Below are 15,681 nucleotides of genomic sequence, written 5' to 3' on the forward strand. Positions count from 1 at the left end.
CCACGCAACGACACAACGACAGACCAGAAGACCCGTCAAGATCGTTTCGTGGAGGATGCCCTACGGGCCGGCCACCTCGCGGCGTCCTGCATCCCTTTTCCGGGCTGTCTAGCCATCCTACAACAGCCCGAGCGTGGCTCGAACCATTATTGGAGACCTGGCCCCCCGGGCGGCCGGCCGCTCGGTGGCGTCCCGCATCCCTTGGGGCAGCAGTGACGGTAGGGTCCCCCGCCGACGTCGTCAAATCGCGGCGCCCGAGCGTGCCGGCGCTTTGTCCCTCGCCCACACCATTCGTCTCACTGACCTCGCTGTTCACGCACTACGTGGGTCGGGTCACAGTGGGATACGGTGCGCAGACCGCAAGGCCCGCGGAATCCGGCGTCGTGGGCGTGCGGTGGCTCCCGGCAGGACAGCCGGCCGAGGTCTGGAGGAACGCCTCGTGAATGTGCCCGTCGCCATCCGCGCTTCGGCCGAACGCCTGGTGGTAGCCGCGACGATGGGGCCGACGATCCACGACGTGCATGCGTGGCGGTTCAAGGTCGTGCCCGGTCTCATCGAAGTGCACGCCGATCCCGTCAGGTTCCGCCCGGCACACGACCCGCTCGGGCGAAGCCTGCATCTGAGCAGTGGCGCCGCGCTCGTGAATCTGCGCTTGGCCGCCGCCCAGCTCGGGCACGAGGCGGTGGCGCGGCTGCTTCCCGACGCCGGCCGCCCATCGGTTCTCGCGTCGGTGCGGCTCGCGGGACGTCACCGGATCACGCGGGAGGAACGCCTCCTGTACGCCGCCACGCTCCGCCCCTTCCTCGCGGAGCGTCCGGCTGCCGCAGCGCGGCCGTCCCTCTCCGTCGTCAATGAACTGGGCGAGGCGGTGCGGCTGGAAGGAGCGGCCCTTCATCCGCTGCCCGCGGCGCAACAGGCGACGACTCAGCGGGCGGTGCTGACCACATACGGGGACTCCCCCTCCGAGTGGCTCCGTGCGGGACAGGCGCTCCAGCGTCTTCTGCTGAGCGGCACGGCCCTTGCGGTCTCGATCTCGTTCAGGTTCGATGTCGATGTCCCCGGCGTGGAGGATGTGACTCAGCCCGGCGAGATACCCCAGGTGCTCCTCGAACTCACGCAGGACGTGGATGCGCGGCGCCTACTCAAGCCGCCGGTACCCCGACAGCACGAAGGACATGGGCACTGGGAGAGGGTCGGGTAGCCGTACCAGCCGTTCGCGGAGCTGCTCGACCGGGACGTGATGGGCGCTGGGCCCCATTCCCACGAGCGTGGTGACCTCGTCGTGGGTCAGAACGGCCTCGGCTTCGATGTTCTCGCGCGAGTCCAGCTTGAAGTAACCGGCGAGTGCGGCATCCGTGCGCTCGGTCTTGCGCCGGTCGACCGAGAGCAGCCCGAGCGGCTCGACGAGGGACCCGAGGTGCCCGGGGAACGGCGTCACGGTGAAGAGCAGCCCGTCGTCGCGGAGCACCCGGTGGAATTCGGCGGCGTTGCGGGGCGCGAACACGTTCACGACGGTGTCGGCGGCGCCGTTGCGCAGCGGAAGCGGACGCCACAGGTCCGCGACGATCGCGCCGGCGCGCGGATGCGCCTTGGCCGCCCTGCGTGCGGCGTGCTTGGAGATGTCCAAGGCGAGCCCGGCCGCGGCCGGCGACCGGTCGAGGATCCGGCTCAGGTAGTACCCGGTTCCCGCGCCGGCATCGACGACGAAGGACGGATCGGCGCGTGAGACGTCCCGGGCGAGCCGGTCCGCGAGTGCCGTGAAGTGGCCCGCCCCAAGGAACTCGCCGCGCGCGCGCACCATCTCGGGGGTGTCCGCCGTTCCCGGACGGGCGTTGCCGGGCAGCAGGTTCGCATAGCCCTGCCGCGCGATGTCGAAGGCATGCCCGGCCTGGCAGTGCAGTCCGCGGTCGGCAATTTCGAGGTCCGCTCCGCACACGGGGCACACCAGGTATCGGGCGACATCGGCGAGCATCCGTCCATCATCGACCATGCCGGATGCGGAAGGTGCGGCCGCGTCCGCTTCTTTGCCGTCACGCCGCCGCGCCGTCAGCCGCGCTTCCCGCACACGCCACCTGGGACGCCGAGCTTCCGGTGGTCCCGCACGACCCGGCGACCAGCATGTTCGGTGGGGCCGCCGGCGGGTTCAGACCCGGAGGCGGTTCAGGATTCCGCGCGGCGGCGGACGTCCTCCATGTCGAGGCCGCGCACCTGCTCGATCACGTTCTCCAGCGTCGACTCCGGCACCGCGCCCGGCTCGGCGAAGACGATCATGCCGTCGCGGATCGCCATCAGGGTGGGGATGGACCTGATCCCGAACCGCTGCGACAGTTCCGGCTCGGCGTCCGTGTCGACCTTGGCGAAGACGATGTCGTCGTGTTTGCCCGCCGACCTCTCGTACACGGGGGCGAACCTCTTGCACGGTCCGCACCACTCCGCCCAGAAATCGACCATGACGATGCCGTCGGCCTGAGCGACCTGGTCGAAGTTCTCCGCGGTGAGTGTGACCGTCGCCATGTCGGTTTCTCCTCAGTCGGGGTATCAGGACGTAGAGCGGCTAACAGCCTCGCAGTATTCCCCACTTGGGAATCACAGAGCGGTAATTAACGTTGTCCTCCTAGGGAGATCGCACCGGAGAAGGGTCAGGATGGCTGCAACCCGTACCAAGGGCGACAGGGTCGACGTTCCCGACAAGGATCTGGTCGGAGCGTACCTCGACCGGATCGGCCGTACCCCCCTGCTCGACGCGCAGGAGGAGGTCGATCTGGCCAAGGCGATCGAAGGGGGCCTGTACGCCGAACAGCTGCTCGTGGAGGGAAGGGCGCCCGAGGGCGCGACCCGCGAGGAGCTCGAGGCGCTGACCGCGGCGGGGCTGCACGCCAAGCAGCGTTTCGTCGAGGCCAATCTACGCCTCGTGGTCTCGATCGCCCGTAAGTACCCGACCGACTCGTTGCCCCTCATCGACCTGATTCAGGAGGGGAACCTGGGGCTGATGCGCGCGGTGGAGAAGTTCGACTACCGCCGCGGCTTCAAGTTCTCCACGTACGCGACATGGTGGATCAGGCAGGCGATCGGCCGCGGGCTCAGCCACACCGCCCGCACGATCCGGCTGCCCGTCCACGTTGAGGAGGAGCTTTCCCGGCTGCGGCGCGCGGAGCGTCAGCTCGGCCGTGAGCTCGGCAGGGAGCCGACCCGCGAGGAGATCGCCGACACGATCGGCGCCGAGGCCGAGCATGTGGACGAGCTGCTGCGCTGGCGGCGCGACCCGGCGAGCCTGGACGCGACCGTCGACGAGGCGGGCGAGACGCCGATGGGCGACCTGCTGGAGGATCCGGACGCCGTCACACCGGAGGCCGAGATCCTCGCGCTGGACGACATCGAGGGCCTCGGGCGGCTGCTGGACCGGCTGCCGGAACGCGAGTCCGCGATTCTCCGGGCCCGGTTCGGCATGGACAGCGGCCAGCCCCTGTCGTACGCGCAGATCGGCGCCCGGTACGGGTTGAGCCACAACCGGGTGAGGCAGATCACCGACCGTTCGCTGCGGCGGCTGCGGCAACTGGCGAGCGAGGCCGACCTGAGCGGCCACCGGACGCTGGCGGCGGGGCCGGGCTCCGCGCGGGAACCGGTGCGCGCGGCCGCCGGAAGCCGGGCTGCCTGAAGCCGGGCGCGTCGACCCCCGCCCCGTGATCGGCAGATCCGTGATCGGCAAGATCCGTGATCGGCGAAACGGGCGGCCCCGGAGCCGGGGCCGTCCGTTCGCGTCCGCGCCTCGTGGCTCCTGTGGACGCCGTCGTCCGGCACGGGCGGGGCGTGCCATAGCCTTTCCAGCGTGAGTACATCCGCCAATGGGGACCTTGACGCCTGGCGCTCCCTCCCCGCCCTCCAGCAGCCCGATTGGGACGATCCGGACGAGGTCCGGGCGGTCGCCGCCGAACTCGCCAGGCAGCCCCCGCTCGTCTTCGCCGGCGAATGCGACCAGCTCAAGGCCCAGCTCGCGGACGTCGCGCAGGGCCGGGCGTTCGTCCTGCAGGGCGGTGACTGCGCCGAGACGTTCGACGGGTCGACCGCCGACGCGGTGAAGAACAAGCTCAAGACGCTGCTGCAGATGGCGGTCGTGCTCACCTACGCCGCCAGCGTGCCGGTCGTCAAGATCGGCCGGATGGCGGGTCAGTTCGCCAAACCCCGCTCCAAGCCCGTGGAAATGCGCGGCGGCGTGGAACTGCCCGCGTACCGCGGCGACGCGGTCAACGGGTTCGCCTTCGACGCCGCGTCCCGGCGCAACGACCCGAACCGGCTGCTGAAGGCCTACCACTGCTCGGCGGTGACGCTGAACCTGTGCAGGGCGTTCACCAAGGGCGGGTACGCCGATCTGCGGCAGGTGCACGCCTGGAATCAGGACTTCGTGGCGACCAGCCCGGCGGGCCGCCGCTACGACCGGCTGGCGGGCGAGATCGACCGGGCGCTGACGTTCATGAAGGCGTGCGGGGCGAGCCCCGACGAGTTCCACGGGGTGGAGTTCTACTCCAGCCATGAGGCGCTGCTGCTGGAGTACGAACGCGCGCTGACCCGCATCGACCACCTCAGCGGCCTGCCGTACGACGTGTCGGCGCATTTCCTGTGGGTCGGTGAGCGCACCCGGCGGCTGGACGGGGCGCATGTGGAGTTCCTGCGGCAGATCCGGAACCCGATCGGGGTGAAGCTCGGCCCGGCGACGTCCGCCGACGACGCCCTGGCGCTGATCAAGCGGTTGAACCCCGACGGCGAGCCCGGCCGGCTGACCTTCATCACCCGGATGGGCGCGGGCCGGATCCGGGACGCGCTGCCGCCTCTGATCGAGAAGGTGCATCAGAGCGGCGCGCCGGTCGCGTGGATCTGCGACCCGATGCACGGCAACACCTTCGAGGCGCCGAGCGGGCACAAGACGCGGCGGCTGGACGACGTGCTGGACGAGGTGGCCGGGTTCTTCGAGGTCCACCGGGCTCTCGGGACGCACCCCGGCGGCATCCACATCGAGTTCACCGGCGACGACGTCACCGAGTGCGTCGGCGGCGCCCACGGGCTCGCGGAGGCCGATCTGCATCAGCGGTACGAGACGGCCTGCGACCCGCGGCTCAACCGCGGCCAGTCACTGGACCTGGCCTTCATGGTCGCCGAGCTGTACCGCAAGTCCGCCTGACCGGAGCGCGGCCGTCAGATGTCCACCTCGGCCCAGACGACCTTGCCGCCGGTCACGGGGTCGGCGCCCCAGGAGTTCGCGAAACGGTCGACGATGAACAGGCCGCGGTGCGACTCGTCCAGCGGGCCGGGGACGGTCAGCCGCGGCAACTGGGCGGCGCGGTCGCGGACCTCGACGCGGACGCGGCCGCTGCCGCGCAGCAGGCGCAGCTCCAGCGCCGTCCCCGCGTGCCGGACGGCGTTGGCGACGAGTTCCGCGACGATCGCGGTGACGAGTTCCTCGCGCTCCATCAGCGCCCAGGTCCGCATGGTGCGTGCGGCGAGGCGCCGCGCGTACTCGACCGCCTCGGTCTGCGGCGCCGCGCGCAGTGTGGTCTCGGTCATCGGGTCGGTCACTCCGCCCGCTCGCCGTTCTTCATCGTCTCTCCTCACCGCCCATCGGCCGGAGCCTCCTCCGCCGGGCCCTCGATCAGGAAGCGATCGAGGCCGGTGGTCCGCAGCACGTTCTCGACCCGGCCGTAGGCGCCGGTGACGGTGAGCGTGGCGTTCTGCGCGCGCGCGTGCTTGTACGCACGCACGAGAACGTTGAGACCGGAGGAGTCACAGAAGTCGACCGCGGCGAGGTCGACGACGACCGCCCGCTCTCCCGCGTCGACGAGTTCGGTCAGCCGGGACCGAAGCTCGTCGGAGGAGTGCAGGTCGATGGAGCCGCGCGCGGCGATCGTCGCACGGCCGTCCTGTCGTGTCGTGTGCAAGGCAAGCCCCACGCCACCCCACCTTACCGATTGTTGGTCTCCATCATGACGCCCGCAGAACGATGAGGGCAACGTCGTCGTTCGACGGCTCCGGGCCGAAGTCGCGGACGGCTCGCTGAATGCGGGCGGCGACGGCCCCCGCACTCAGCCCCGTGCAGCCCGCGAGCAGGTTCTCGAGCCCTTCGCCGTCCCCGAGCAGCCGGTTGCCGGAGCGGCGCTCCGTGACGCCGTCGGTGACGCACAGCAGGACCTCACCGCGGCGCAGGTCGACCGTGTCGGTGTGGAAGTCGACGCCGTCGAACACGCCGAGCAGCGGCTGAGGCGAGGCCGCCTCCCGGACCGTGCCGTCCGTGGCGAGCACCAGCGGGGGCGGGTGCCCCGCGCTCGTCAGCCTGATCGTCACGCCTCCGGTGCGGCGCCTGGCGGCGATCTCGCCGTGCAGCAGGGTGAGCAGCCGCCCGCGTTCGCCCTCGCCGAGGATGAGCCGGTTGAGCCGGCCGAGGACACCAGGGACGGACATGTCCTCGGCGGCGAGGATGCGCAACGCGTGCCGGGCGAGCCCGGTGACGGCGGCGGCCTCGGGACCGGTGCCGCACACGTCGCCGATGGCGAACCGCCAGTGGGACGCGGCGGCCGGGCCGCCGGGGCGCCGCCCGCTCTGAAAGACGTCGTAGAAGTCGCCGCCGACCTCGCTGCCCTCCCCGGCGGGCTCGTACACGACCGCGACCTCCAGGCCGGGGATCTCAGGGATGCCGGGCGGCAGGAGGCTGCGCTGCAGGGCGCTGCTCATGGCGGTCTGCGCGGAGAACAGCCGAGCGTTGTCGACGGCCAGGGCGGCGCGGCGGCTGAGCTCCTCGGCGAGCTCGATCGCGCTGCGGGGGAAGCGGTCGCCGGACGGGCGGCCGATGACGATGGTGCCGATGCGCCGGCCGCGGGCGATCAGCGGGAACGCGTAGACCTGGTCGGTGGCGGTGTCGCCGGTGGCGGCCCGGACCTCCGCGGGCGCGGCGGCGAGCCCGTTCCAGGGGCCGGGGACGTCCATCGGCGGGGCGGCGCCCGCGTGTTCGAGCAGCTCGCGGAGCCCGTCGGCGCGGTTCTCATCGGCGTGCCACACGTAGGCGAGCCGGTCGGGCTCGGACTCGGTGACGTTGTAGACGGCGCACCAGGTGGCCAGGCGGGGGACGACGAGCTGGGCGACGAGCGCCATCGTGCGTTCCTGGTCGAGGGTCCCGGCGAGCAGGTCGCTGGCCTCGGCGACGAAGCTGAGCCAGCCCCGCCAGGACCGTTCCAGCTCCCCCACTCTGGCCTTCTCCAGGGAGAGCGACATTTCGTCGGCGAGCCGGCCGAGACGTGCGCCGTCGGCCTCGGCGAACCGGCCGGACACGGACGAGACGGCCACGAGCAGGCCGGTGAGGCGTCCCTGGGACTCCAGTGGCGCGGCGGCCAGGGACCGCGCCTGCAGGGCCGCGGCGGTCGGATCGGAGGCGTCCGAGGCGACCCAGGCCGAGCCGGCGCGGGCGGCGGGGCCGAGTCCGGCCACCGACAGCTCGCCGAGGGGCATCTCGGCGGCGGTGCCGGCGGAGGCGCCCATGATCAGGCGTCCGTCGCGCTCGGTCAGCAGGACGGCCGCGCCCTCGGCGCCGAGGACCTCCCGGACGCCGGCGACGCCGTCCTCCATGGATTCCACCGCCGCCGGGGACCGCAGGAGCCGGTCACCGGCGGCGGGGACCTCGCCCACGCCCTCTCCGAGCCTGCCCTCCCTGACCTGGCCCGAGCCGTCGCGGGCGGGCTCGCCCGGGCCGTCGCGGGCGACGCGTTCACGGGTGCGCTCACGCCTGGCGGCGCCGTCTCGGGCGGGCTCGGCGGAACCGCCGGCCTCGGCGGGCTCCCCGGGAAGGGATCCGGCCGGCGCGGCGGCGCCCGCGGCGCCCGGCCGGGGCAGCCGGAACCAGACGCCCTTCGTGCGGCGGTCGTAGGAGACGCCCCAGGATGCGGCGAGCCGGGCGATCGACGGGAGGCCGCGCCCGCTGGAAGCGGTGACGCCCGGCATGTCGATACCCCGGGTGGGATGGCGGTCGCGAATCTCGATCTTGATGTCGCCGTCCTCGATCCGGCAGGAGACCTCGAAGGACGTGCCGGCGTAGGCGATCGCGTTGGTGGCGAGCTCGCTGGTGGCCAGGACCGCGTCGTCCGCGACCTCGTCCATGCCCCAGTCGGCGAGCACCTTCCGGACGAACCGGCGCGCGTCCGCCACCGCGGGGGCGGCGGACGGGAAGGTGGCCGACGCCGTCTGCCGATCCAACTGTCGTCCCTCGTTCGAAGCGTCACTACCGGGCCTGGCCATCGTGACAGACCGGTCGGCGACCCGGCCACGGGACCCGTGAACCGGGAGGCGGCGCGATGCGCCCGGCCTCGGCGGCGCGATCCCCCGCCAACACGACAGACCGTAACACGAAGACTACAAGGGCGGATGCACGTTCATTGCCGTCCGTTCACCTCCGGCGTGCGGACGGCGTCCAGCATCGCACGGCGACGTAGAGTACTGGGTGCGGCCAGGAAGGCCCTAGAGACGGAGTCCGTGCCATCCGGCCATCCGGTCTCCGGACACCCGACAATCGCGGGCCAGGAGGATGAACAGCATGCCGCGTACCGCGTCTCGCGCCCGCCCAGGCGGCGGGTACCGCGATACCACCCCCCGCTACAGCGACGCAGATCTCGAACCGCTCCTCAAGGCGCTCATCGCCGTGCGGGACGGGAAGGCGAGGTCGGAGCTGACCGTGCCGGGCGAGGGGGCCGTGGCGGAGGCCGCGGCGATCTTGGAGGAGATCCGCCAGAACGGCCACGAGCTGGCGTCGGGGCTGAGCCGCGTCCGCCGCGAGATCGGCCGGGAGGGCCAGCTCCGCGGGAGGTTGACGCCGGGGACGCTCCGCGGCACCTGGGCGACCGCGGTGGAGGACGCCAACGCGATCATCGACAAGCTGACCGACCTCGCCACGGGGATGAGCCAGGTGGTGGAGGCGGTGGCCGCGGGCGACCTGAGCCAGCGGGTCGAGCTGCGGGTACGCGGCCGGCCGATGCGCGGGGAGCTGCTGCGCATGGCCAAGTCGGTCAACGGCATGGTCGAGCTGCTCGACCAGTTCACGTGGGAGGTCACCCAGTTCGCCCGCGAGGTCGGCACCGAGGGGCGGCTCGGCGGTCAGGCCCCGGCGCGCGGGATGACGGGCCGGTGGCGGGACGTGACGGCCTCGGTGAACATCATGGCGGCGCGGCTGACGTCCCAGGTCCGCGACATCGCGGAGGTCACCACGGCGGTGGCCAGGGGTGACCTGACCCGCAAGGTCACCGTGGAGGCGACGGGTGAGCTCCAGGAGCTGAAGCTCACCGTGAACACGATGGTGGACCAGCTGTCGGCGTTCGCCGACGAGGTGACCCGCGTGGCCCGCGAGGTCGGCACCGAGGGCCAGCTGGGCGGCCAGGCCAACGTGCCGGGCGTCAGCGGCGTGTGGAAGAACCTCACCGACAACGTGAACGCGATGGCGAACAATCTGACCTACCAGGTCCGCAACATCGCCCAGGTCACCACCGCCGTCGCCGACGGCGACCTCGGCAAAAAGATCACGGTCGACGCGCAGGGCGAGATCCTGCAGCTCAAGGACACCGTGAACACGATGGTGGACACCCTGTCGGCGTTCGCCGCCGAGGTCACCCGCGTCGCCCGCGAGGTCGGCACGGAGGGACGCCTCGGCGGCCAGGCCCGCGTGCCCGGCGTGAGCGGCGTGTGGAAGGACCTGACCAGCAACGTCAACGGGATGGCGTCCAACCTGACCTACCAGGTCCGCAACATCGCCCAGGTCACCACCGCCGTCGCCGAGGGCGACCTCGGCAAGAAGATCACCGTGGACGCGCAGGGCGAGATCCTGGAGCTGAAGGACACGGTGAACGCGATGGTGGACACGCTGTCGTCGTTCGCCTCGGAGGTCACCCGCGTCGCCCGCGAGGTCGGCACGGAGGGGCGCCTCGGCGGCCAGGCGCGGATGCCGGACGTCAGCGGCGTCTGGAAGGACCTGACCGACAACGTCAACTCGATGGCGAACAACCTGACCATGCAGGTCCGCGGGATCGCCCAGGTCACCACGGCGGTCGCGAAGGGCGATCTGACCCGCAAGATCGAGGTGGACGCGCAGGGCGAGATCCTGCAGCTCAAGGACACCCTGAACACGATGGTGGACACCCTGTCGGCGTTCGCCGACGAGGTCAGCCGCGTGGCCCGTGAGGTCGGCACCGAGGGCCGGCTCGGCGGCCAGGCGCACGTGCCCGGCGCGGGCGGCATGTGGAAGGACCTGACCGACAACGTCAACGGGATGGCGTCCAACCTGACCTACCAGGTCCGCAACATCGCCCAGGTCGCGACGGCGGTCGCGCACGGCGACCTGACGCGGCGCATCGACGTGAACGCGCAGGGCGAGATCCTGGAGCTGAAGACGACGCTGAACACGATGGTGGACACGCTGTCGTCGTTCGCGTCCGAGGTCACCCGCGTCGCCCGGGAGGTCGGCATCGAGGGGCGGCTCGGCGGGCAGGCCGAGGTCGAGGGCGTGTCGGGCACCTGGAAGCGCCTGACCGAGAGCGTGAACGAGCTGGCCGGCAACCTGACCACCCAGGTCCGCGCGATCGGCGAGGTCGCCAGCGCGGTCGCCACCGGTGACCTGACCCGGACGATCACCGTGGAGGCGCGCGGCGAGGTCGCCGAGCTGAGCGACAACGTCAACCTGATGGTCGCGACGCTGCGCGAGACGACCCGTGCCAACGAGGAGCAGGACTGGCTCAAGACGAACCTGGCGCGGATCGGCGGTCTCATGCAGGGCCACCGGGACCTCATGCAGGTCGCCGAGCTGATCATGCGTGAGCTGACGCCGACGGCGACCGCCCAGTACGGCGCGTTCTACCTCGCCGAGAGCATCGGCGAGGAGACCGAGCTGGTCATGATCGCCGGGTACGGGATGCGGCGCGGGCGGATCGGGGCCGTCCGGTTCGCGATGGGCGAGGGACTGGTCGGGCAGGCGGCGCAGGAGCGCCGGCCGCTGCTGATCGCCGACGCCCCCGCCGACTACGTCAAGATCGGGTCGGGGGTGGGCGAGGCGTCCCCGGTCAACATCATCGTGCTGCCGATCGTGTTCGAGGACGCGGTGCTCGGCGCGATCGAGCTGGCCGCGTTCGGCCGCTTCACCGACGTCCACCTGGCGTTCTTCAGCCAGCTGATCGAGACGATCGGGGTGACGCTGAACGCGATCAGCGCCAACACCCGGACCGAGGCGCTGCTCGGCGAGTCCCAGCGCCTCGCGCAGGAGCTGCAGGAGCGCTCGGACGAGCTGCAGCGCCAGCAGGGCGAGCTGCGGCATTCCAACACCGAGCTGGAGGAGAAGGCGGCGCTGCTGGCCCAGCAGAACCGCGCGATCGAGATCCAGAACTTCCAGATCGAGCAGGCCAGGCGGACGCTGGAGGAGCGCGCCGAGCAGCTGGCGATCTCCTCGCGGTACAAGTCGGAGTTCCTGGCGAACATGTCGCACGAGCTGCGCACGCCGCTGAACAGCCTGCTCGTGCTCGCCAAGCTGCTGTCGGAGAACCAGGGCGGCAACCTCACCGGCAAGCAGGTGGAGTTCGCCCAGACGATCCACGACTCGGGCACCGACCTGCTGGAGCTGATCAACGACATCCTGGACCTGGCCAAGGTCGAGGCCGGGAAGATGGAGGCGCACCCGCAGCAGCTGTCGGTGTCGGCGCTGGTCGACTACGTCGACGCGACGTTCCGTCCGCTGTCGGTCGACAAGGGGCTGCAGTTCGGCGTGGAGGTGGCGCCTGACGTCCCGTCGGTCCTGAACACCGACGAGCAGCGGCTGCAGCAGGTGCTGCGCAACCTGCTGTCGAACGCGGTGAAGTTCACCGCCGAGGGCGAGGTGCGGCTGCTGATCGAACGGGCCGGCGACATCGACTTCACACTGCCCGCGCTGTGGAACACCCCCGACGTGATCGCGTTCCGGGTGATCGACACCGGCATCGGGGTGAGCACGGACAAGCTTCAGGAGATCTTCGAGCCGTTCCAGCAGGCCGACGGGACGACGAGCCGCCGCTACGGAGGCACCGGCCTCGGCCTGTCGATCAGCCGGAACATCGCGCGGCTGCTGGGCGGGGAGATCCACGCGGAGAGCCGGCCGGGCAGCGGCAGCGTGTTCACGCTCTACCTGCCCGCCCAGTACAGCGAGCGCGACGACCGGCGGCGCTCGTCGCTGACGGACGACGTGGTCGTCGCGTCGGAGGGCATGGCGGGGATGATGCCGGGCGGCGAGCCCGGCAACGGCGGTCTGCCCGCCGCCGGGTCCGCGCCCGCCGGGGACAACGGGCTCCCGGCGGATCAGCGGGCGCCGGGCGGGGAGCGCCCCGGCGAGCCGGAGGCCGCGATCGCCGGCCTGCTGGAGGGACCTCCCGCGGACTTCCTCGACACGGTCTTGTCCGGCCGCAAGGTCCTGATCGTCGACGACGACGTCCGGAATGTGTTCGCCCTCACCAGCGTGCTGGAGGGCTACGGGATGGAGGTCCTGTACGCCGAGGACGGGCAGGCCGGAATCGATGTCCTGCACCGCAACCCGGACGTGGCGGTCGTGCTGATGGACGTGATGATGCCGGGCCTGGACGGCTACGCGACCACCGCGGCGATCCGGGAGATGCCGCAGTTCGCCGAGCTGCCCATTATCGTGATCACTGCGAAGGTGATGAAGGGCGACCGGGAGAAGAGCCTGGAGTCGGGCGCTTCGGACTACGTGCCCAAGCCCGTGGACGTGGACCACCTTCTTGACGTCATGAGGAACTGGCTGCAACCCTCCATCGTCCGCTGAGGAGAGGAGAGGCCTGGCAGTAGGGTCGCCGTAGGCGCTGAAGCGGCCGGCGATGGCGGGGACCGGAATCGGAGAGACGCGCGTGGACGACAAGGCGAAGATCCTGCTCGTGGACGACCGCGAGGAGAACCTGATCGCGCTGGAGGCCATCCTCAGCTCGCTGGATCAGGACCTCGTCCGGGCGCGGTCCGGGGAGGACGCGCTCAAGGCGCTGCTCACCGACGAGTACGCGGTCATCCTGCTGGACGTCGTCATGCCGGGGATGGACGGGTTCGAGACGGCCCGCGACATCAAGCGCCGCAAGAAGACCCGCGACCTGCCGATCATCTTCCTGACGGCGGTGAACAGCGATCCCGACTACGCCTTCCGCGGCTACGCGGCGGGTGCGGTCGACTTCATCTCCAAGCCGTTCGACCCGTGGGTGCTGCGGGCGAAGGTGTCGGTGTTCGTGGAGTTGCACAACAAGAACAAGCAGCTCCGCGACCAGACGACGCTGCTGCGTGAGCAGGCGGTCCTGCTGAGGGAGCAGTCGACGCTGCTGCGGGCCCGTCCCGCCGAGGAGGCGCCGGGGCTGCAGGCCGCCGGGCATCTCGCGGCCGTGGAGGAGCAGGCCGAGGCCGTCGGCAAGCGCGTCCCGGACGCCCTGCGCTCCGAGTTCGACGAGCTCGGCCGCCGCCTCATCGAACTCCGCCGAGCCCTCAACGGTGAAGGCCCGGCGTCGTCCTGACCCTGGGCTAAGCGCGGTTCAGTACGGCCCTGGCGGCGGCGATGCGGGCGAGGGTGCGGTCGCGGCCGAGGATCTCCAGGGACTCGAACAGCGGGAGCCCGACGGTGCGGCCGGTGACGGCGACGCGGACGGGCGCCTGGGTCTTGCCGAGCTTGAGGCCGTGTTCGGCGCCGATGCGCTCCAGCCGGTCCTTGAGCTCGGCGGCGTTCCACGGCGCGTCCCGGTAGGCGGTCTCGGCGGCGGCAAGGATCGCGGCGGCGGGCTCCTTCATGGCCTTGTTCCAGGACTGCTCGTCGGACGGCGGCTCGTCCAGGAACGCGAAGTCGATCATCGGGACGATCTCCGACAGCAGCGCGACCCGGGTCTGCGCCAGCGGCGCCAGCTCGGCGAACACCGCGACGTCGACGTCGAAGGGGGCCTCCTGCAGGAACGGGAGGCATGCGGCGATGAACTTCTCGACGGGCAGGGCCCGGATGTACTCGCCGTTGACGGCGCGGAGCTTCTTGACGTCGAAGAAGGCGGGCGAGGTGTTGACGTCCTCGATGCGGAACTCGTCGACGATCACGTCCCAGGGGACGATCTCGCGGTCGGCGGACGGGGCCCAGCCGAGGAGCATCAGGTAGTTGCGCATGGCCTCGGGGAGGTAGCCCTCGGCCCGGTAGTCCTCCAGCGCGACCTTGTCCCGGCGCTTGGACAGCTTCTGCCGCTTCTCGTTGACGATGACGGGGACGTGCGCCCACACGGGGGGTTCGCCGCCGAGCGCCTCCCACAGCAGCTGCTGCTTGGGCGCGTTGGACAGGTGCTCTTCGCCCCGCACCACATGGGTGATGCCCTGGCTCATGTCGTCGACCGCGTTGGCCAGCAGGAAGGTCACCGACCCGTCGGCGCGGGCGATGACGAAGTCCTCCAGGACGGCGTTCTCGAAGACGGGCTTGCCGCGCAGCAGGTCCACGACCGTGGTCTGGCCGTCGTCGGGTGTGCGGTAGCGCAGGGCGCGGCCGGGACCGGCCTCCAGGCCGCGGTCGCGGCAGAACCCGTCGTAGCCCTTGTGCTGGTCGCCGGTGCGGGCGATCACGGCTTCGCGGGTGCAGTCGCAGTAGTAGGCGCGGCCGGCCGCCTTGAGCGTCTGGACGGCCTCGGCGTGCCTGTCGGTGTTGGCCGACTGGAAGTAGGGGCCCTCGTACTGTTCGCCGTCCATCCCGAGCCAGGCCAGGGCGCGGATGATGCCCTCGGTCCATTCGGGGCTGTTGCGGGAGGCGTCGGTGTCCTCGATCCGCAGCACGAGCGTCCCGCCCGACTGCGCGGCCATCACCCAGTTGAACAGCGCCGAGCGGGCGCCGCCGACATGGAACATGCCGGTCGGGGACGGGGCGAAACGGACGCGGATCGAAGAGGTCGAAGACATGCTCCAAGGGTAGAGCGCGCGGGGCCCCTCTCGCGCCCGGGACCCGCGCGCCCCACGCCCCGTGTCGCGCCGGTCTACGCGCCCGGTCCGGGCCGCCAGTGCGGGTCGCGGCCGGTCAGCCCGACGAGCCGGTCGAGGAGCGGCGCGTCCTCCGGCACGGGCACCTCGGCGCCGAACGCCCCGTACTCGCGGCCGACCTCCGCCGTCGGGACGAGCTGCTCCCACGCCGCCCGGACGACCTCGGGCGGGTAGCCGGGCTCGCGTCCGGTGGCGGCGGCGAGGTCCCAGCCGTGGGTGACGGACTCGCCGAAGAGGATCCCGGCGACGAACTCGGCCGGCATGCCGTCCTTGTTGCCGGTGAGGCTGGTCGCGCCCTCCCACGCCGCCGGGTCCCGCCAGGCCTCGGCGGTCTTCCTGGCCTGCTCCTCGTACCGCTCGGCCCAGCGGGGCTCGGCGGTGAAGTCGTGGTCCTCCCCCGGCCCGGTGATCGGCAGCTTGTGCGCGGCGGCCTCGCCGCGCGCGCTCCACAGGATCAGGTGGTTGATCAGGGCCCGGACGTCCCAGCCCGCGCACGGGGTCGGCGCGTCCAGCTTCGCCGCGGGGATCTCCAGGACGATCCGCGCCGCGGCCTCCGCGGCGGGAAGCATCTGGCTCCGGATATCCATGATCTCTCCCTCGCTCATCAGTTCGAACACGCCGTCCACGGTAGAACCGGCCGCGGGGTCCGGTCTT

The 15,681-nt window shown here is 71.4% G+C and carries 12 protein-coding genes; 5 read left to right on the forward strand and 7 right to left on the reverse strand.

Going from position 1 to position 15,681, the window contains the following annotated elements:
• The first annotated feature begins 439 nt into the window (after positions 1-439).
• Positions 440-1,201: a hypothetical protein gene (locus tag ACGFK0_RS34375; RefSeq protein ID WP_392912666.1), complete on the forward strand. Its 762-nt coding sequence runs from the start codon at positions 440-442 to the stop codon at positions 1,199-1,201.
• Here the strand turns inward: ACGFK0_RS34375 and ACGFK0_RS34380 are convergent.
• Both ACGFK0_RS34380 and trxA read right to left on the reverse strand, forming a co-directional pair.
• Complete coding sequence (locus ACGFK0_RS34380) at positions 1,139-1,990, reverse strand: putative RNA methyltransferase (protein ID WP_392912668.1); 852 nt, start codon at positions 1,988-1,990, stop codon at positions 1,139-1,141. The two genes, ACGFK0_RS34375 and ACGFK0_RS34380, sit on opposite strands and share 63 nt — an antisense overlap.
• A 170-nt stretch (positions 1,991-2,160) precedes the next feature.
• Positions 2,161-2,514: a thioredoxin gene (trxA, locus tag ACGFK0_RS34385; RefSeq protein ID WP_392912670.1), complete on the reverse strand. Its 354-nt coding sequence runs from the start codon at positions 2,512-2,514 to the stop codon at positions 2,161-2,163.
• 130 nt (positions 2,515-2,644) lie between these two features.
• On the opposite strand from trxA, the gene ACGFK0_RS34390 reads away from it, so the two are divergent.
• Together ACGFK0_RS34390 and ACGFK0_RS34395 are read left to right on the forward strand one after the other, a co-directional pair.
• Complete coding sequence (locus ACGFK0_RS34390; RefSeq protein WP_392912672.1) at positions 2,645-3,655, forward strand: RNA polymerase sigma factor RpoD/SigA; 1,011 nt, start codon at positions 2,645-2,647, stop codon at positions 3,653-3,655.
• 171 nt (positions 3,656-3,826) lie between these two features.
• Positions 3,827-5,173, forward strand: coding sequence for a class II 3-deoxy-7-phosphoheptulonate synthase (locus ACGFK0_RS34395; RefSeq protein WP_392912674.1), 1,347 nt, complete (start codon positions 3,827-3,829; stop codon positions 5,171-5,173).
• A 14-nt stretch (positions 5,174-5,187) separates the two neighbouring features.
• On the opposite strand, the gene ACGFK0_RS34400 is transcribed toward ACGFK0_RS34395, so the two are convergent.
• The 3 genes from ACGFK0_RS34400 to ACGFK0_RS34410 are packed head-to-tail and all read right to left on the reverse strand — an operon-like array spanning position 5,188 to position 8,229.
• On the reverse strand, positions 5,188-5,556 hold the full coding sequence (locus ACGFK0_RS34400; protein ID WP_371945588.1) for an ATP-binding protein: 369 nt from the start codon (positions 5,554-5,556) through the stop codon (positions 5,188-5,190).
• Between the two features lie 44 nt (positions 5,557-5,600).
• Entirely contained in the window at positions 5,601-5,939 is a 339-nt protein-coding gene (locus ACGFK0_RS34405; RefSeq protein WP_392912678.1) for an STAS domain-containing protein, read from the reverse strand.
• Positions 5,940-5,970: 31 nt separating this feature from the next.
• On the reverse strand, positions 5,971-8,229 hold the full coding sequence (locus tag ACGFK0_RS34410; protein ID WP_392912680.1) for a SpoIIE family protein phosphatase: 2,259 nt from the start codon (positions 8,227-8,229) through the stop codon (positions 5,971-5,973).
• A gap of 337 nt (positions 8,230-8,566) precedes the next feature.
• Between ACGFK0_RS34410 and ACGFK0_RS34415 the strand changes: the two genes are divergently transcribed.
• Positions 8,567-12,817, forward strand: a complete 4,251-nt coding sequence (locus ACGFK0_RS34415; protein ID WP_392912682.1) for a HAMP domain-containing protein — start codon at positions 8,567-8,569, stop codon at positions 12,815-12,817.
• Positions 12,818-12,899: 82 nt separating this feature from the next.
• On the forward strand, positions 12,900-13,544 hold the full coding sequence (locus tag ACGFK0_RS34420; RefSeq protein ID WP_392912685.1) for a two-component system response regulator: 645 nt from the start codon (positions 12,900-12,902) through the stop codon (positions 13,542-13,544).
• A 7-nt stretch (positions 13,545-13,551) separates the two neighbouring features.
• Here ACGFK0_RS34420 and gltX read toward each other — a convergent pair whose 3' ends face one another.
• Complete coding sequence (gltX, locus tag ACGFK0_RS34425; protein ID WP_392912688.1) at positions 13,552-14,949, reverse strand: glutamate--tRNA ligase; 1,398 nt, start codon at positions 14,947-14,949, stop codon at positions 13,552-13,554.
• Positions 14,950-15,023: 74 nt separating this feature from the next.
• Entirely contained in the window at positions 15,024-15,644 is a 621-nt protein-coding gene (locus tag ACGFK0_RS34430; RefSeq protein ID WP_392912690.1) for a TIGR03086 family metal-binding protein, read from the reverse strand.
• Positions 15,645-15,681 lie beyond the last annotated feature (37 nt).

The sequence above is a fragment of the Spirillospora sp. NPDC048823 genome (assembly GCF_043198445.1).
Classification (GTDB): Bacteria; Actinomycetota; Actinomycetes; order Streptosporangiales; family Streptosporangiaceae; genus Spirillospora.